General features: G+C 62.7%; 9 protein-coding genes. 8 read left to right on the forward strand and 1 reads right to left on the reverse strand.

Annotation, left to right across the window (positions count from 1 at the left end):
- Positions 1–732 carry a hypothetical protein gene (locus tag WKV53_RS11405; RefSeq protein ID WP_341404716.1) on the reverse strand — a complete coding sequence of 244 codons (732 nt, stop codon included), beginning with the start codon at positions 730–732 and terminating at the stop codon, positions 1–3.
- 164 nt (positions 733–896) lie between these two features.
- On the opposite strand from WKV53_RS11405, the gene WKV53_RS11410 reads away from it, so the two are divergent.
- The 8 genes from WKV53_RS11410 to WKV53_RS11445 all read left to right on the forward strand — a co-directional run bounded on the left by WKV53_RS11410 (position 897) and on the right by WKV53_RS11445 (position 19,700).
- Positions 897–1,706 (forward strand): hypothetical protein, encoded by an 810-nt coding sequence (locus tag WKV53_RS11410; protein ID WP_341404717.1) that lies wholly within the window; start codon positions 897–899, stop codon positions 1,704–1,706.
- 281 nt (positions 1,707–1,987) lie between these two features.
- On the forward strand, positions 1,988–2,386 hold the full coding sequence (locus tag WKV53_RS11415; RefSeq protein ID WP_341404718.1) for a hypothetical protein: 399 nt from the start codon (positions 1,988–1,990) through the stop codon (positions 2,384–2,386).
- A 371-nt stretch (positions 2,387–2,757) separates the two neighbouring features.
- Positions 2,758–11,577: a tetratricopeptide repeat protein gene (locus WKV53_RS11420; RefSeq protein WP_341404719.1), complete on the forward strand. Its 8,820-nt coding sequence runs from the start codon at positions 2,758–2,760 to the stop codon at positions 11,575–11,577.
- A gap of 127 nt (positions 11,578–11,704) precedes the next feature.
- Positions 11,705–13,327, forward strand: coding sequence for a hypothetical protein (locus WKV53_RS11425; RefSeq protein ID WP_341404720.1), 1,623 nt, complete (start codon positions 11,705–11,707; stop codon positions 13,325–13,327).
- A 48-nt stretch (positions 13,328–13,375) separates the two neighbouring features.
- Positions 13,376–14,356, forward strand: a complete 981-nt coding sequence (locus WKV53_RS11430; protein ID WP_341404721.1) for an AAA family ATPase — start codon at positions 13,376–13,378, stop codon at positions 14,354–14,356.
- Between the two features lie 102 nt (positions 14,357–14,458).
- Entirely contained in the window at positions 14,459–15,355 is an 897-nt protein-coding gene (locus WKV53_RS11435) for a DUF58 domain-containing protein (RefSeq protein WP_341404722.1), read from the forward strand.
- Positions 15,356–15,443: 88 nt separating this feature from the next.
- A complete protein-coding gene (locus tag WKV53_RS11440; RefSeq protein ID WP_341404723.1) occupies positions 15,444–17,186 on the forward strand; it encodes a BatA domain-containing protein in 1,743 nt (580 codons plus the stop codon).
- A gap of 6 nt (positions 17,187–17,192) precedes the next feature.
- A complete protein-coding gene (locus WKV53_RS11445; protein ID WP_341404724.1) occupies positions 17,193–19,700 on the forward strand; it encodes a VWA domain-containing protein in 2,508 nt (835 codons plus the stop codon).
- Positions 19,701–19,707 lie beyond the last annotated feature (7 nt).

A 19,707-nucleotide genomic window follows, 5' to 3' on the forward strand; every position in this document is an offset into this window, starting at 1 on the left:
TTATTGAGGCTGACCGGGGACCGGCTGTGGGGGCTGGGCGGGTTGGCCTTGCTGGCCCTGCGGTGGTGGGATCGTGCGGAGGCGCGGTGGGCGGGCGCCACCCGGCTGACCTTCCTTGGGCGGGAGCACATTCCACTGGAATTGGAAACTCAACCGGGTTTCCACCTTTCGACCGTTTCCTTGGTCCTCCGGCTGATAGTAGAGGGAGACCGTGGCTTTTGCGTCGGGAACGGTGGCGGCAAGCTTGAGACCGGGCGCTGATTCCCAGAGCCGGTGCTGAATCCAGGCATCGACCTTGGTCATGTCGAGCTGGAGCGGTTTTTCCAGCGATGCCAGGGCGGCACGGGCGGCAGCGAGGTCAGGGTAAGTGCAGGAGAAAGAAAACCGTGAAATGGGGGTCGAATCCTGAACCGGAAGAGCGGGCGGATAGTGTGCTCCCGGTGGGGTAAGCTCATGTTTGGCGAATCCGACGCCGACATCATCGCTCTCGAAAGGAATCGATCGCGAGTCACCCGCGTTTAGAAGAAAGCGGCCTGCCTCGACGCTGTACTCGGTTGCCTGGAGCTGATTGCCGTAGGAGGGATCCCGGTTGAGGAGCTTGAAGCCAGCCGCGGTGAGGGTTTGGTAGGTGGGGCGCTTGTCGAGGGACAGGACGGGAGGCTCCTGCGCCGAGAGGCTGGAAATGCACAGCACGGCGCATGCGGCGGTGATGAGGGGTGGGAATAGCTTCATGGCGATGAGTGAAGACGGGAATTCACGCGAAAGTATTCAATCTTCGGGTAATGAATGGCGAGTCCTTGGCCGGGACGAACTGGTGTCTTGACGAAAACAAGGGGGCCACATGGAGTCATGGGATGAATGACTCCCCTCATGAATCGTCCCGCCGGACTTCTTGGATGCTTGCTTTGACGGGCATTGCATGCGCCAGCGGGCTGGCTTCGTGCGGGATGCCGAATGGCGGCATGGAACGGGTGAGCGTGCCGGTGGCGCGTCAGGCGGCGAAGCCGGGCATGGCAGTGAAGGCTTATTTTTTCACGGCTCCGGACAGCTTTGCCTTTGTGAAGGGCCAGCAGCAGCCCGGTGTGGCGGGAACTTATGATGCGGAAGCCGGTGAGGCACTGGTCGCTTCCTTGTCGCGGCGGAAAGGCTTCGAGTTATTGCAGGGCAAGCCGCAGGTTTCCTCGGCGAAGCTGGGTGAAAAGCGCGAGCTGAAGGTGACGCGGGAGTTCGTCTATCCGACGGAGTACAAGCCGCCGGTGGTTGGCAAAGTGGTGGACGGGCAGATCCAGTCGGTAACCCCGGCGACCCCTACGTCCTTTGAAAAGAAGAATCTCGGCGTGGAGCTGGGCTACCGCGCCACGCGATCGGCGGGAGGTAAGATTCAGGTGGAACTGGATCTCAAGCGCGGGAGCTTCCTCGGCTTCGTGAACTACGGCACGCCGATCAAGACCAAGGGCAAAGGGATCTTCGGACGTGATGTGGATGTGGTGCTTACGGAAAACCGGATCGAGATGCCGGTCTTTGACGTGAAGAAGATGAGTTCCAGCGTGCTGGTGAACGATGGCGACTTCATCGCGATGGGCGGGATGATGCCTGACGAGGCGGTGAAGGATGCTCGGTTTTCGTCTTGGAAGGGCGGCAGCGCGGAATCGGTAGGGAAGAATTTCGTCGCCTTGATTCAGGTGAAGGCAGAGGCATCGGAGTGATGGTTTCCCTGTCTGGAGTTATCCACCGTTCGACGCCTTCCGGCTGGAACGTGACACGCAATTGCGAGCGGGTGGTATGACGGGTTCCGGCTGGGGCGGGAAGTTGGCCGACAGTGGAAGCTGGCCATGAACGGGCGTCATTTTGGAAAGGCGTGGTTCCTCCACGGCGTAAGGCCAAGGAAGAATATGGGAAAATCTCCCATCTTGAAAAGATTTCGTGATCTTCGGATTTGCGAAATCATGGGAGCGAGTCGATAGAAGCGCTTCCCGAGGAACCCACCATGCATCGTCCGAGACATGCCCAAGTGATCGTCAAGCTGCAACTGGCGGCCATCTTGTTGTGCCTCAGTCGATTGTTGATTCCGGCCGCCTTGGTGATGGCGATCATGGCCGTGTTTTCGGGAGAGGCGGGCCATTCGAAAATCGCCCTAGCGCTCGGAGGGGCTGCGGCGGTGTTGGCGATCCTGCAATGGATCTTCGCCTCTGGAGGGAAGTGCCCGCTGTGCATGATGCCGGTGCTTTCCCGCAAGGGCTGCTCCAAGCATCGAAACGCGCGGTGCGTGGCGGGAAGCCATCGCTTCCCGGTGGCTTACGGGGTGCTCTTCAAGGGGCACTTCCGCTGTCCGTACTGCAACGAGCCGACGATGCTGGAACTGAAGGAAACGGTCCGCCGGTCGTGAGCTTGTCGCGTTCGCGTTGCGAACGCTGGACCATGCCTCCGCGGGAGATAAGGATTTGTGAAGAAATCAGGAAGAACGGTTCACTGATTTTTCACCGAACATGCCATGTATAGACATGGTGGTGGAGAAGGTTTTGCCGTCGTGATTGCGAGCACGCAGGATACGACGGGAGCGTGAGGCTTCTTGAAGGCTTCTGCGAAGGTAGGAAGCTGTAAATTCAGCGTAAAGACGGGGATTCCGGAGACATGAATCGGTCCACCCGGTGTTTCCGTTGCGTTGAATTGTGGCCGGTAGGAAAGGCGACTTTCGACTACAAAAAGTAGTAAAGAATTCGAATTGCTTCGCACGGTTGTCCGTTCAATCTGCGCCCCATGATAAACCGGAAAGTTATCCTCATTCTGGCTGCGTGCGTCTTCCCCCTGAGCGCTGGTGAGATTCCGGAAAAGGCGGAGCGCTACCGGACGATGCTGCTCAAGAAGCCGGAAAACCCGGTGCTGTTCGGCCGCATGTTGGATGCGTGGCTTGAGGAGAAGGAACTCGAGGCGCTGAAGCCGGAGTTGGAGGAGCGGGCGAAGGCGGGTGCGGCGGCGGACTGGCGTTTGCTGGCGGTTTATCATGAGCATTCGGGCGACGAGGCGGCGGCGTTGAAAGCGCTCGATGAAGCGGTGAAGCTGGCTCCTCAGGATGCGGCGACCCGGTTAGCACGCGGCAAGGCGCTCGGAGTGGCGCTGCGGTTCGATGCCGCGCTGGAAGACCTGGCTGTGGCGGCGAAGGACAAGGAACTCGGTGTCGAAGCAGGAACCTTGCGCGGCAAGATCCTCGCGCGCGCCGGCCGACCCGCGGAGGCGGTGAAGGCGTGGAAGGAACTCATCGCCGCGAATCCGGCCGACGAGGGACTGAAGGAGGATTTGGTAGAGCTCGAGATCGGCGAAGGCATGCTCGAGGAAGCGGTGACCGCAGCCCGCGAGCTGGCGGAGAAAACGGATGATCCCTACAAGAAGGCGCTGCGGCACCTGCAAGTCGCGGAGATCCTGGCTCAGGCGGGAAAGAAGGAAGACTCGCTGAAGGAATATCGCGATGTCTTCGCCGTTTCGGCGGAAGGATCGTGGCTCGAACGCGAGGTATTGGCTCGTGCGGGTGCACTGTTTTCGCGCGAGGATGACTCGGCGGGCTTGAAGGAATTCCTCGGCGGCTTGCGCGAGGCTTATCCGCGTCGCGTGGCGGTGAAGAAGGAAGCGGCGAAGGCGATGCTGGCCGGGGGTGAGGAGGACGAGGCGATCGCGATGTTCCGCGAGGTGCTCAAGGTGATGCCCGGCGACCGCGAGGTGCGGGAGGAATTCATCGGCTTGTTAGAAGGAGCGGAGCGGCCGAAGGAAGCCTCGGAGGAGTTGGCGGCCTTGCTCGAAACAGCGAAGGGCGACGTCGCCCTCTGGGAGCGGATGGCGGCGCTCAAGAAGGCACTGAAGGATGACGCAGGGCTGAAGGACGCGCTCGACAAGGCGATCGCGCTGACGCCGGATGACGAGGCCGGGCAGGTGGCGCGGGCGCGTTTGTTAGAGCGGTTCGAGAAGTTCGGCGACGCGGAGAAGATCTTGCGCGAGGCGATCGCGAAGCACGGCAAGGGAGGTGAGGCGGGCGAAGCGCTGGCGACATTCCTGGTGGCTCGCGAGAAGGGCGATGATGCCGTGGCGCTTTGGAAAGAAATGGCCGCGGCGGCGGACCGCGAGGGGCTGTTGCGGATCGCGCGCTCGCTGGCGGCGAATGGCAAGTCGAGCGAGGCCTTCGCGATGCTGCAGCCGCGGGTGAAGGATTTCCCGAATGATCCGCTTTTGCTCGCGGCGCTGTGCCAGGCGGCGCAGCTCAGCGACAAGCCGGAGTCCGCGATTCCCCAGGCGATGGAGCTGGTGAGGCAGGCGAAATCCCCGACGGATCTGGACACGGCCTTGCGGCTTGCAAGTTCGCTGATCGCACGGGCGGAAGAGCCGAAGAAGTGGCTGGATGAATTGGCGTCCAAGCAGGATCTCACGCTGCCGGAGCGGTGCTTGCTTTCCGAGATCCACGAGACGCTGGGCGACAGCATCGCGGCGGAGAAAGTCCTGAAGGATGCGATGGCCGGGGATGACAGCCTGTTGGCGGCGACGCAGCGGGTGCGGCTTCACGAAATCCGCGGTGACATGGACAAGGCGATCGCGGCGATGCGCGAGATGATGGCGCTGCCCGGCGGGATGAAGACCGCGCACGTGAAGAAGCTGGTGGAACTGTTAGAGCGGGACGGGGATTCCGCAAAGGCGCTGGAGGCGACCAATGAATGGCTGAAGCTCGCACCGGGTGACAAGGCGGCGTGGACCAAGCGTGCCGAGCTTTTACTGGGCGACGGGCGGCCGGCGGAAGCGGTGGCGGAGCTGCGGCGTGCGCTGGCGAAATTCGGTGGCGAGGAGGAGCTGCGCGAGAAGCTTGCGGATGCGCAGCGCGAGGCCGGGATGATGGAGGAGGCGTGGCGGAGTTTCACGGCACTTTATGACGAGGCGGAGTCGCCTGCATCGAAGTTGAAATGGGCCGCGGGTTTGGCGCGGATGGCGGAGACCGAGGGCAAGGAGGAAGAACTCATTTCCGACTTCCGGCGTCGCGCCCGTGACAATCCTTCGTCGCCGCTGCCCTTGCTGGCACTGGCCGACATGTATCGCGAATGGCAGCTTCCGGATGAAGAGCAGAAGTGCGTGGCGGAAGCCTCGCGTCGCAAGCCGGACGATTCCCAGCTGAAGTTCCGCATGGCGGATCTGCAGGAGACGTCGGGGAATGCGGATGCTTCGGCGGATATCCTGCGCGGGATGCTGGGTGGTGCGGATGCACCCGAGGCGCGGCGCCGGCTTTCCTCCTTCTGGATTCGCCAGGGAGAGACCGAGCGTGCCCTGCGCGAGCTGGCGGAGAGCGGGAAGTCTTCCGACGCGCGCGCGGTCGAGAAGCTGGTGATGCCGCTGGCGCGTGCGAAGGAATGGGAAGCGGCAGCCACCGTGCTGGCGCGCGAGACGGTCGCGTATCCGGATGATTGGCGGCTCGCCTACTTGTATGCGGTGGTTTTGTTAGAAGGTGGGAAGAAGGACGAGGCGCTCGGTCGCTTTGCCGCGCTGCTGGAGGCCGACGGAGATCTCAAGACCCCGGTGCCGGCGGTTCCCCAGAATCGATACAACTACCCCGGGATGAATCCCACGGCGAAGAAGCCAGTGGTTTCCCACAAGGCGATGCCGGAGTTCTACCAGTATCAGTCGCAGGTGATGAGCTTCAAGGACCCGGACCGCTATGGATACTATGGCGGGACGCAGCCGGGCGACGTGCCGCTGCCGGTGTCCGCGGATGCGCTGCGGCGGATGGCGCTGGCGCAGCTCTTCCAGGCAGCGAAGGATGACAAGGAGAAGCGGCCGGCGATCCTCGCGAAGGTCGCGTCCAGCCACTTCGAGGACTTGGATTCCTTCAAGCGCGTCTTCTTCCTCGATGCGGAAGAGTTGAAAGCGCTGGTGCTGAGCGACAAGGCGAAGCCCGATGATTTCCGCTGGTACTTCCAGCTCTCCTCCTCGCAGCCGAACCGGAGCAAACCGGACAAGGACTTCAACGCGGTGATCCAGCGTGGCATCGACCTAGTTTCGAAGGATGATCCGGAACTTGCCTTCTGGATGGCGAACCGGTTGCCGCTGGATGGTGATGATGGCGTCGGCGAAAAGGGAGCGCGGCAACGGATCGAGCTTTTCAAGCGGCTCGATGAAGAGAAGCAGAAGAACAATTTCTATCAGATCCAGAGCGTTGCCTTCGGCGGTGACAAGGTGCCGGCCGAGGTGAAGGCGGAGGCGGAGAAGCTTTTCCTCGCCGGACTCGAGAAGATGGACGGCGGACTGACGGGAAACTACTACGCCATGGAGTTGGCAGGCCGCTGGATCAGGGACGGCCAGCTGGAGCGGGGGATCGAGTGGCTGAACCGGATGAACGCCGAAATGAAGCGCGATCCGGTGAAGGCCCAGCAAGCGGCCAACCGCTACCGGATGAATTACTACGGCTACATGGGCGGCTCGGGCAATCGACAGGCTTACCCACAGGTGTTGGCAGAGATCTCGCCGCAGGTGTATGGATTGCTGGGGAACCGCAACAATAACGGCGGCCAGATGACGGAGAAGAACCGGCAGTTGCTGAAATTGTTAGGCGACACCGAAACGAACTACCCCGGCCAGACCCCGCAGAAGCCGGTGGATATCGAGGGGTTGGCCGCTTTGGCCAGCAAGGTGGAGGACCGGGTGCAGAGGATTTGTATCTACGAGCCGGCGGGGAAGACCAAGGAGGTCGAGCGCGAGATCGCGGCGATCGAGGCGGCTCCGGATGCCAAGCTCGAGGAACTCCTATTGGCATCGTACTTTTATGCGAAGAAGTCGCCTGAGAAATCCTACGCGCTGCTACTGAAGGCACGCGACTTGGGGGACAACAGTCCGTGGCGCGAGCGAGTGGAGCAGGAGCTGGTGACTACCGGCGTGGCCCTGGCCAAGGCGCAGGCGAAGGATGTGGATCTGGAGCCGGCGCGGCGGGCGGCACTGCGCATGCGCAAGTCGGTTTCCTTCAATCAGGAAATGAAGGGGCAGCTCGCCGGCTGGATGAAGGAGCTGGGCATGGAGGACGAATCGAAGCGCTTCGTGAGCGGCCCGGCCAATGGCTTCGTCAACCGCGCGATGAGGAATCGCTACGGTATCTCCCGCAGTTCCCCGAGCAGGCAAAAAACCGCTGAGGATGCCGGCCGGCTCGCGAAGGATGGCAAGCGCGAGGCCGCTGCCCGCCTGCTGCTCGCGAGCTTGCGCCAGATGGCGACCAACCCCAACGCCAGCTACGAGACGGAACGCCTGATGAGCAACGTGAAGTCGCTCAAGCTGGAGAAGGAAATGGTGCGGCTCAGCGCCCCGGTGGGTGAGGCGAGTTACAATCGTCGCCGTGATCACGCGCTGCTATTGATCTCGCTGGAGCAGAAGGCGGACGCGGAGCCACTGCTGCGCAAGCTGGCGGAAGAGAAGCCGGATGACGTGATGGTGAAGACCGCACTCTACTCGGTGCTGAAGCCGGAGGAACAGCTCAAGCAGGCGAAGGAACTGGCCAAGGGCAACTTCGACGAGGAGATGATTTCTTCCCTCTTCGCGACGTGGATGCGTGGCAATACCGCGGCCAAGAAGTTCGATGGTCTGGAGGCCATGACCGGCCTGCTTGAGAACCTGGAGCCGAGTTTCAAGAACGACCGCAACCTGTCTTGGGTGAACTACCTGATGGCCCAGCTCGTGTCCGACGACTCGATGGACGTGCAGTTGACCTCGCTCTTCAAAAAGCAGGAGGGGAATGGGGAACAATATAACAAGGAGCAGTCGCAGCGCCGGGAAGAGCTGTGCAAGCGGATGTTCCGCGCGATGGTCCGGCACCCGCAGACCGCCGAGCAGGGATTCGTGCTGCTCTCCGGGACGCGCGAGGTGCTTGGCGCGACCCCGGAGGAACTGGATGCCGCCGCATTGTCCGCGATGCGCCTGGTGATCCGCATCGAGCCGCCGCCGGTGAGCCGGCGCTACTACTCGAATCGGCGGGGCTACCTGTGGTCATGGGTGCGGGGCAATTCGTCATCCGGTGGCAATCGTCCCCAGGGGCTGATGCCCTCGGCATGGCTGGCGCAGCGGGCGACGCAGGGCAAGGTGATGGAGCCTTACGACAAGGAGTTCATCCTCGGTCTCGCGAAGGAAGGGGGCGATTGGGCGAAGACGATCGAAACCTGCGAGGCGATCGTGGCGGCACCCGGCTTGGCAAAGTTCGAGGAGTGGAAGAAAACGGCAGCCGAACGCTCCCAGCAGAGCACCGTGGAGCTGGAGTGGATTTCTCGGACGGCGGCTGCGGCGAAACGCGACGACTTGAAGGGCGCGATCGAGGACTTCATGTGTGAGGGGCTCCGCCAGGGGACCTATGATTCGCAGTCCTTCGCCCAGGAGCTCGCGCAGTCGGTGGAGGATGCGAGAGACCCAGCGGCGCGCATGGCGGCGCTGCGCCGGCTCACCACCAAAATCCTGGGGCCTGAGGAAGCGTGGCCGCTCTACGCGGAACTCCGGAATGGCGGGTACTACATGCAGGGGCCGAACCAGCGGATGAATGCCTTCCAGAACATCTGGTCGTCATTCAACGGCAATGAGGTGACGGCAGTGTGCGCCATGCGTTTCGCGGCCGGCTATGGGCTGACGGGAGGTGGATCGCTGAATTGGTACCAGATCCTCGAGAATTCGAATGGCAACGTGCCGGCGGCGTCACGGATGCTGAATGCCGGCTACTTCGCACCCGGCCCGGAGGTGGTGGCGGATCCGAAGGATGGCAATGGCAAGAGCATGCTCGACTACGGCCTGAACCGGCTGAAGCAGCGGGACGGAGCGCCGAAGCTGGGAGAGGAGCTGATGAAGGTCGAAGGGGCGGATCGCTTCTGGGCGAGAATCTTCGGTGCGATCCTCGCGAACAAACCGGAGGTCGCCTATGCCGAGCTGGATCGTGAGTCCGCTACCATCGCCAAGTGGTCGGCCGAAGCGCGCCAGGACTTGTGGGGTTTCATCGCCACGTGGCTGCCGGAGGCGCCAACGAAGGCGTCTGCATCCGTGCGCAAGCAATTGACGGAAAACCTCAAGCAGGGCGATGGCGAGGCAAAGAAGAAAGCGGAGCAGTATCTCAAGGACGGGATCCCCCAAGACGGGCGTTCTTCCTATTCTTCCGACAGTGAGATCCAGCAGCTTGTCAGCCGGCTTGTCAGCGGGAATGCGGAGTTGGCAGCCAAGCTGTGGGACAAGGCCCTGGAGCAAATGCGCGGGAGCTCGCAGGGCTGGTCTTCCAGCAGCGGCGGCTTTACGAACACGCAGGATACCTATGCCCACGCCCAGCTGATGGACCTCCTGCTCAATCGCAAGATTCCCCTGAAGGACTTGTGCGAGTTTCTTGCGGCCTTCAGCAAGCAGCCATCGGCGTCCAAGCTCGGCGAGTATGAGAGCAATTTCAGCTACTACCTGGATCGTATTTTCCAGGACGAGATCAAGCGGCGTGACGCGGAGATCAAGAAGCTCAAGCTGGCCGATGGCCTGCCGACGAGTGCGGGTCTCTACACCCTGCTCATCAAGGACACGCCCGCCGAACTCCGCGGGATCATGGGAGCGCTGGTGATCAACCGGATTCGGAACCAGAGCCCGTGGAATTATCCGAACGGCTGGCAGGAGAAGCTGTCTGCATGGACCGCCGACCTGAAGAAGACGGATCCGGTCTTCGCCAATGCCGTGAAGCTGGCCGTGCTCGCTGGCGCTGGCGATCGGCCCAACGATGCGGCCAAGGCGGATTTCAAGGCGAGCTTCGCCGCTTTCGTGGCGGAAGCGAAGATCCCCATCGAGCTGAAATTCGATACGGTGGTGGGACTTCTCTACGAACGTCCGTCCTCGCAGCTGGACGATCCGGCCTGTGCCAAGGCGATGGCGGATTTCCTGTGCAGCTACCTGACGCCGGATCGCACGTGGGCTGGCTACCAGTCGGTGCCGGCGCTGAACAACTTCGCGAGCTGGAAGAGCATTTCCAAGGAGGATGCGAAGCGCTTGCTGGATGCTTTCCAGAAGAGCCGAGTTGATTTCGCCAATGGCAGTGGCGAAGAGGACAAGGCGCACGGATTGATCACGGCGCTGAACCTGTCGCTGGCCCTGGGTGCCGGCGATGCGGAGGGGATCGCCCGAGCCGCTCGCACCGGCTCGGGAGTACGGGGTCGCCTGGATCTCGCCGTCAGACTCTGGCAGGGGGGCCTGGGAGATTCCGCCAAGATGTTGATTGCGCGGCCCGGTGAATATCATCAGGCGATGAGAGCGGTGGTGCTCGGTGAGAAGATCGAGGGACAGCAATTGCCGCCTTTCTCGAAGGAGAGCGAAGCGGCGCTGCCCGGGTGGCTCAAGGTGATCGAAGACCCCGCGCAGGGCTTCCGCGTGGAGTGCCTCATTTCCGCCCTGCCGGATGCGAAAGATGCGGCAGCTCCCTCGGTGAAACGTTCGGACCGCCTCGTGTCGCTGGCCAAGCGCTTCGCCGCGGAAGCGCCGAAGCCGCGGGTCTCGCGCTTGGAATCGCTCGCCGCGCTGGCCGTGGAGCCAGCCTGCGCCAGCATCCTCGACTCAGAGATCGAAGCGGTGACCCGCGGCACCGACCTCGGTGCCTTGGTGATGACGACCACCCATTCGAACTACAATGGTGGCCCGATCGACCGTGAGGAACAGGCGGTGATGGAGATTCTCCTGCGTCGCAGCATCCAAGCCCAGCTGGAGCAATCGGGCGATGCCTCGCGCCTGATCAAGCAGGTGGAGTCGATCCAGGTGATTTCCGGCGGAAACAACGAGTACTACGCCGGGCAGCAGATGGATCGCTTCTTCGATCCCCAGGCCACGCTGCTGATCCGTCGCATCTATGAGCTGGAGGGAGACAAGAAGAAGGCCGCCGCGGCGCAGGCGCTGAAGCTGTGCGAGGTGCTGCTCGGCTTCGACCAGCGGGATATGCAGCGCGATGCGATCGCGCTCGGGATCATGTCGCAGCTTGCGGGCGGTGATGGCTCGGCCTTTGATCGCTGGCTGGACGGGCTTCCCCCGGACACGCGCAAGCGCTACGACCAAGTCCGCAAGCAGCACTCGCTGGCCCAGGCGTTTCCGACCATCCACGAGCCCCCTCTCACCGATGCGGCGTACGAGAAGCCGCGCCGGGACCTTCTCGCCGCGATGCTGACCGACCCCGCGACCCTGAAGCGCGAGATCACTCACCCGACGGTGCTGTCCGGACTGCTGGACTCCAAGGCGTTCACCCGCGAGGACATCTTCGCGGTGGTGGACGCTCTTCCCGCGGATCACCCGATGAAGGCGAAATTCCTGACGGAAAAGGCCGGTATCATCGGGTGGCGCTCGGATGAGAAGGAGAACGCGATCAAGGGCTTCGATGCCGCCGACGCTGCCGCGAAGGCGAGCGGCGATGCGAAGTCGGCCGCCTATGCACGGGCCTACCGGGCGAAGTACCTCGAGGACCGCCAGCAGAAGACGGCTGAAGCCGCGGCCATCGCCAAGGAGATCAAACCCGACGATCTTGACGAAAAAGAGCGCAAGTGGATGGAAGATCTGATCAAGAAGGCAGAGACGAAGAAATGATCACGGACCGCTCATGTCACCGGGAGTGCGGAATTTATTCCGCAGGATGGGCCGGCGAGGCCTGTCTCGTGCTTGATTTGTCCCATCCCACGCCTTCCGCATCATCCACGGTCTAAAATTCAACGCCATGACCTCGCTCACTTCATTCCTGGATGCCGTCCGCCATCGGCTTGACCGCGGCGTTGCCTCGCGCATCGGAGCGCGTTGCCTGCTGGCTGGTGCGGGAGCTTGTCTCGCCTGGGCGGTGGCGTGGCGGATCTTTGGCTACGCCGCGCCGCGGATCGGCTACGCGATTGCGACCGGCTCGGCCTTGCTGGTGTTTGCCATCGCTCTGGTGGCTTCCCGCAGGAACTCGACGGATGCGGCCCTGGTGGCTGACGAGACCTTCGGGCTGAAGGATGGCCTTCTGTCGTGGCTCGGCTTCCGCGCCAAGGGCGGTGAGGGTGAGGTGTACCAGCTGCAGGAAAAGATGCTGGTCGCGAAGGTTTCATCGCTCGATCCGGCCGGGGTTCCGCTGGTCCATCCGAAGCGCGCGTATGGGATCGGTGTATTGTTCGCGGTGATCGCCGGAGGGCTGGCGCTGCTGCCGCACAGTCAGGCGGTGCGGGACCGGCTTGCGCGCGAGGAGATGACGGCCGAGCGGAGCGCGGAGGTGAAGAAGCAGGTCGAGGAGGCGGTGGAAGAATTGATCAAGGATCTGGGCGAAGATGAGAAGAAGGTGCTGGATCCGTCCAAGCTGCGGGAGCTTGCCAAGCAGCTCGCCGAGACCAAGGACCAGCGCGAGGCGGAGAAGCAGATCGCCAAATTCGAGCAGGAGCTTGCGAAGGCCATGCAGGGGCTGGAGGCCCGCCAGGATGAAGCCGTGCTGAAGCTGTCCGCGGAGGAGCTTGCCAAGTCATCGCTCGCCGATGCCCGCCAGCTGGGCAAGCAGCTCGATGCGAAGGATTTCGAGAAGGCCCAGCAGGAACTCGGCGAAATGAAGCCCGAGGCGAAGAACAAGATGACGCCGGAGGAGCTGGAGCAGCTGAAGAAGAATGCTGCCAAGGCCAAGGAGATGGCGAAGCGGATGGCCGACGGAGCCCGCCAGCGGAACTTCGGCAAGATGCAGAAGCCGGGCGACAAGATGGATGGCGAGCAGATGCAGATGAACAATGGCAACCAGCAGCCGATGCAAGAGATGCTGGAGGACATGGATGCGGATGCCCGCCAGCTCGGCGCGAAAATGGAGCAGGGTGAATTTGATCCCGATGCCGAGGCCATGGCGATGAAGCTCGGCGAGAAGATGGGCAAGCTGGGAGACCGTCTCGGACAGCTGGGTGCCCGCCAGAAGGCGAAGGACAAGCTCAACAAGCTGCGCGCCGGTATGGGCGAAGCTCGTCAATTCGCCCAAGGACAGAGCCAGGTGCTGGGACTCGCCCAATCCATGGCACAATCGCAGCAGCCCGGCGGGAAAAAGGCCGGCACGGGCAGCGAGCAAAACCGGCGCAACGAGCGCGACGAACTCAAGGACAACAAGAACCTCGCCCAGCTCAAGGGCAATCCGGATGGCGAGGGCCCGTCTTCCAACTCGGTCGAATCCGCCGAGAGCGGCACCGGCATCGCCGGTCGTGCCGGCGTGGACAAAGCGCGCGAATTCCGCCGCCAGATGGAGTCACTAGTCCGCCGCGATGACATCCCGGAGGAGCTCAAGCTCGGCGTCCGCGAATACTTCGAACGCGTCCACGAAACCGGCGATACGCCCTCCGAATAAACCTGTCTTTCCACCGATCACTGATCACCCGGCACTTTCCCTCATCCCATGCCCGCGACACTCGAAAACGAAACGGTCCAGTTCGCCGAAACCTTCAATCGCATCCGCGATGAGGTCGGCAAGTTCATCGTCGGCCAGAAGGACATCGTGGAGAATGTCCTCACGGCCATCTGCTGCGGCGGTCACGTCCTGCTTGAAGGCGTGCCCGGCCTTGGCAAGACCGCGCTGGTCAACACGCTGGCCAAAGCGCTCGACCTGAAGTTCGGCCGCATTCAGTTCACGCCGGACTTGCTGCCCAGCGACGTCGTCGGCACCCAGGTCCTCTCGGATAGAGGAGGAAGTCGCGAGCTTGTCTTCCAGCCCGGGCCGGTCTTCTGCAACATCCTGCTCGCCGACGAAATCAACCGCGCCACGCCGAAGACGCAGAGCGCGTTGCTTGAGACGATGCAGGAAAAGCGCGTCACGGTGGCAGGTATCAGTCACCCGCTGGATCTGCCGTTCTTCGTGCTCGCGACGCAGAACCCGATCGAGAACGACGGCACCTATCCGCTGCCCGAGGCGCAGCTCGACCGCTTCTTCTTCAAGTTGAACGTCAGCTTGCCGGATCACGACGAGTTCGCGGAGATCCTCAATCGAACCGGGGGCAACAGCACGCCGGAGATCAAGCCGGTCGCCCATGGCGCGGACATCCTGCGCATGGGACAGACACTGCGCGAGATTCCCGTGGCGAAGGATGTGCAGGATCATCTCATCAAAGTGGTCCGCAATACCCACCCCGAGAACGACAAGTCGCCGGAGAAGGTGAAGAAGTACGTCCGGCATGGAGCGAGCCCGCGTGCTGCGCAGGCGATGCTTTCCTCCGCGCGGGTGAGGGCCTTGCTGGATGGCCGATTCCATGTGGCGCGCGAGGATGTCGATGCCGTCGCGCCGCCGGCGCTTTGCCACCGCATGATTCTTTCGTTTGAAGGTGAGGCGGAGGGAATCAAGCCGGTCGATCTGGTGCGCGCGGCGATTCGTGGGGCGTATTGAAGACGACGATTGGCAAGGAGCAGGGACATTCCTGCTCCTGCTGGCGACAAGAGTGTCGCTGCTCCTTATCTATCCGATCTTGAACCATCCCGATTTCCACCGATGGCCGAATCCATTGAAGCACTTCCACCCGGTGAGTTGACTGGAGCGGCGTTCATTCGCCGCTTGGAGACTCTGTTCCTTCTCGTCCGGCGTGTGCTCGGCGGGTCGATGCAGGCGGATCGCAAGAGCACCCGCAAGGGGACCGGTATTACCTTCGCGGACTATGCGGAGTATCGCCACGGAGACGACTACCGTGCGATCGACTGGCGCGTTTATGCGCGTTTCGACGAGCTTGTGATCAAGCTTTTCGAGCTCGAGGAAGACGCGACCGTTTACCTCTTGCTAGACATGAGCCGGTCGATGCAGACGAAGACGGCGATGGCGCGGAAGCTGGCGGCGGCGCTGGGATACATCGGGCTGAATTGTCAGGATCGCGTCGCTTGCTATGGCATGGCGGATGAATTGCGGCCCTTGCTTGAGGCTTCGCGGGGACGGGGGAAGGTATTGCCGTTCTTGCGTTCGCTGGAGAGCGCGACTTGTTTCGGGAAGGATACGGATTTCTCCACCTGTGTGAAGACGTTGCAGGCGCGGCACCGGAAGAAGGGTCTGGTGGTGGTGATCTCGGACTTCTTCTATCCGACGGGTTTCGAGGAAGGTCTGAAGCGCTTGTCCGGTCTGGGTCATGATGTGCATGCGATCCAGGTGCTTTCGGAGGAGGACTTGAAGTGTGACCGCAAGGGTGACTTGGAACTGGAGTGCGTTGAGTCCGGCAAGCGTCGCAAGGTGACGGTGACGAGCCGTGAGCTCGATGCCTATGCCGCTGCGGTGGCAGACTGGAATGAGAAGCTGCGCGTCGAATGCGCGCGGCGTGGGATTGGCTTCACGCGCACACTCGATAGCGAGGCCTTTGATGAGGTGATCCGCGCGATTTTGCAGAGAGGAGGGCTCGCCGCGTGATGTCGCAACTCTCGATCTGTGAGTCGGGCCGCTCCCTGCCGGAACGACGCAGTCGTTCCGCTACGAACGCCATGACGTCCGAAAGGCCATGAACTTCATCTCCCCCGCATTCCTGTGGATGCTCGCGGCGCTTGCGCCGTTGATCGCGGCCTATTTCCTGAAGGTGCGTCCGCGGCGCTTTCCGGTGAATGCGCTGTTCCTGTGGGAAAAGATCTTCCAGGAGAAGAAGGCTTCATCGCTCTTCCAGCGGCTGCGTGATTTGTTCTCGCTGCTAATGTTGGCGCTGGCTCTTGGTGCGATTGCTCTCGCTGCCGCGGGACCTCGTCCGGCTTCGCAGGACAAGCGCGATTTGCTTATCGTGATCGATACTTCGCCGTCGATGCGCGCGAAGACGACTGCGGGTGGGAAGGATGGGATCGAGACCGCGAAGGAGCGGGCCCGTGAGATCATCCGTGCTCTGAATGGGACGCGGCGTGCCGCATTGGCGACCGCTGCGGGCGAGCTTGATTTCCTGAGTCACGCCAGCGATTCGCCGAAGGACCTCACGGATGCCATCGCGCGCTTGCAGGTGGCAGACGTTCCGGTGGGTCCGCAGACGGTGGCTGCCATGAACTCCTGCGCGAAGGGTGCCGGCAGCGCGGGTCGCGTGCTGCTCATTACCGATGGCAACCGCGGTTGGGAGGGGCTTGATCCAAGCGTGGAGATCATGCGCTTGGCTCCGTCCGCAGTGAATGCGGGCTTTATCGCCGCCGATCTGGATCGGAAGCCGGGCACCACGCGGGGTGCGGTGTTTTTCTATCGGATCGCTTCCTCGGTGAAGCAGGAGACGAGTGCCGAGCTCGAACTTCGCCACGATGAAATGGGGCTCGCCCGTCTGGTGCCAATCACGCTCAAGCCCGGCGAAGAAACCAGCGACACGCTCGATATCGATGATGCCGCTGCCGGGAAGTGGACTGCCGAGTTGAAATTCCCCGATGCCTTGGCGACGGACAATGTCGTGGCGCTGGGCTTGGCCGAGCCGAAGCCGGTGACCGTGAAAGTCGTGGCGCCGCAGGCGACGTTCTTCCAGCGCTGCGTCGAGGCGTTCTCTCTGACAGGCGGGATGCTGTCCCTTGCCGAGAAGGACGCGGACGTGACCATCGCACAAGGTAGTGCCACCACTGACCCGCAGCAGATCATCTTCGCGCCATCCGGTGAGTCGCCGTTTTGGAGCGGTGGTGGCGGGGAGATCGAGGTCCTGGCCGCCGAGACGAAGATCCCGGGGCATCCGGTGACGAAGCACCTCGATCTTGAGGCAATGCGATTTGAGGGCGCGCGTGATCTTGCACCGGTGGCGGGTGCCTTGATTCTCGCGACCTCGGAAACGGGCAAGCCGCTGATGTGGAAGGCCCGTGTGGAGGGGAAGGATGCGCTGGTGGTGAATCTGGATCCGGCGAAAGGTGAGTTCTTCTTTTCACCGGCCTTTCCCGCGCTGGTTCACGGGGCCGCGCTTGATCTCAGCGGTCGCGGGCCGGTCTTGCGCTCGGCACATCCCACGGGTTCGCGCGTGAATGCCGGCGGTCCCGTGACCAAGCCGGATGGCACTCCGATCCCGGCGGGTGATTTCACCGTGGCGAAGCTCGGGCACTATCTCGCGACGACCACCGCGGGAGCGCGCTGGTTTGGTGGTGCCTTGTTCGAGCGTGCGGAGACCGTGCTCGATGGCACTGGTCCGGCGGACAGTGGGGCCTCGGTCGAGCGCGGCTATCCGATCTCATTCTGGCTGCTGGTGGTGGCCATCGCGCTGCTGGTCGTCGAATTCCTTCTCTATCATCGCCGCAAGGCCGGCTGACCTCGCATGGAACTGCTCACCTGGATGCCCCTCCTCGGCCTGGCGATTGCCTTGCCGCTATTCTTTATCGTCTACCGGCGCTCGCTGGTGGACCGGCCGCCTGCGATGAAGCTGGCGGCGACGATTTGCCGGTTCATCGCGTTGCTGCTGTTGCTGCTGGCGCTGTGCCGGCCCTTCTTCACCCGCAAGAGCGATGACGTGCACGTGGCGTTCTTGTTAGATGCCTCGGAGTCCGTGGATCCCGGGGAGATGCGGCGCGGGGTGGCGGAGATCAAGAAGTCGGTCGAAGGTCTCAAATCCGGCGACACCTGGTCGCTGTTCCTGTTCGGGAGGGAGCTGAAGCGGAGCAGTCTCGAGGATGCGGAGAAATTCATCGCGGAATGCGAGGCGGGGCGTGGTGATGCGGCGTTTCGCTCATCCACGGATTTGGCCGGCGCCTTGGCTGGTGCGAGGTTTGACCTGCCGGCGAATCGCGGGCGGCGGATCGTGGTGCTTTCGGATGGTTTGTTAGAGACTCCGGTGGCGGAGTCCGCCGAACGGCTTGCGTCGGAGAAGACCGACCTGCGCTTTGTGAAGCTCGGTTCGCTCGACAAGCCGGAAGCGGCGGTGACTTCGATTGAGGCCGGAACGCCGCTCGCCTTCGAAGGCGAGATGGTGCGCTTCACGGTGAAGGTGGCGTCCAATCGCGACATGAATGCCAAGCTGCGGTTGATTCACCGTGGCGTGGCGGTCGCCGAGCAGTCGATCAAGCTCACGGCCAAGGAAGAGACGGCCTGTCATGCCGAAGTGCGGATGGTGACTTCCGGGGACACCGTGTGGGATGCGGAACTCGTTCCCGATGATGACTGGTTTCCGGCGAACAATCACCTGTCGATGACGCTGCCGGTCCGCGGCAAGCCGCGTATCCTGGTGATTCATGAAAAGCCGGCGCAGATGCGGCCCTTCGAGCGACTGATGCGCGAGCAGGATGTGACGCTGGAAACCCGTGGTGCGCGCGGCTTGCCGGATTCCTTTGAAGAGATCCTCGCCTTCGATGCGATCATGCTGGCGGATGTGCCGGCGACGGCGATCTCGCCGAAGCAGATGGCATCGCTCAAGCGATACGTGACCGACTTCGGCGGGGGCCTGATCATGACGGGCTCGGAGAATACCTTCGGCATCGGTGGCTATTTCAAGACGCCGGTGGAAGAGGTGCTGCCGCTGGTCTCGCGTTTCGAGAAGGACAAGGAGAAGCCCTCGCTGGCGATGGTGCTGGTGATCGACAAGTCGGGCTCGATGTCGGGGACGCCACTGGCGCTCGCCCGGCAGGCAGCACGGAATGCGGCGGAATTATTGGGCAATCAGGACCAAATCGCGGTGATCGCTTTCGATGATCAGCCACAGCTGGTGCTCGACCTGACGTCGGCGGCGAATCGCGCGCAGGTCGCGGCGGCGATTGATTCGATCGCGGAAGGAGGGGGGACGAACATGCAGCCGAGCATCGTGCAGGCGCGCGATATCCTGCGTGGTGCGAGTGCCAAGCTGAAGCACGTGATCGGCCTGACGGACGGCCAGTTCGATCCGATGAACATCGTGGAGCTGTGCCGGGAGATGTCCGACTCCGGCATGACCGTGTCGACGGTGGCGATGGGAAATGGTGCGGCTGGCGACTTGCTGTCGCAAATGGCTGAAGCGGGGCGAGGTCGTTTCTATCAGGCGGATGCGCCGGAGAATGTGCCGCAGATCTTCACGCGTGAGACGATGCAGGCTTCGCGCTCGGCGATCAAAGAGGACCTCTACGAGCCGGCGGGTGTCACCGAGCATCCGATCATGGCGGGCTTTGAAAACGCGGCCTTTCCACCGGTGCTCGGCTATGTGATGGCGCGGCCGAAGCCGACGGCGCAGGTGCTTTTGGCCGTCGAGTCGGGTGATCCGCTGCTGGCGGTGGGGCGCTTCGGTCTCGGGACGGGCATCGCCTTCACCGGCGATCTGACCGAGCGCTGGGGCAGCGAGTGGCTGGCGTGGCAAGGCTGCGGGAAGTTCTGGGCGCAGGTGTTCCGTGGGGCATTGCGGAAGGAGGAGTCGGTGGGGATTGAGACCGCTTCCCATCAGGAGCGGGGTCGTTGGGACATTGATGTCCGTGCCACCGATGATGCAGGCCGCGCGCTTTCTTCGGTGCCGTGGACCGGGCACGCGCTGGATGACACGGGCAAGGAGTTCCCCGTGACGATCGAGGAGAGCGGGATCGGGCGTTATCGCGTGCGGGTTGATCCCGGGGATTCACAGCGGCTGACCTTGCGCTTGCATGATCCGGAACGCGGTAAGGTGAAGACCTTGCGTTGGGAGCGTGGGTATCCGGCGGAGTACCGGCTTTCCGGGCAGCCGGATGCGACGTTGGCCAAGGTCGAGAGCTTCACGTCAGCAGCGCCGCGGGATGGGATTCCGGTGGTGCGGATCCGGACCAGTGCGTTGCCGTGGGCTGGACTCGCGGCGATCGTGTTCATGATCGCGGGGATCGTGCTGCGGAGGGTGTGATTTGGTG

Origin of the sequence: Luteolibacter sp. Y139 (assembly GCF_038066715.1) — a bacterium.
Classification (GTDB): Bacteria; Verrucomicrobiota; Verrucomicrobiia; order Verrucomicrobiales; family Akkermansiaceae; genus Haloferula; species Haloferula soli.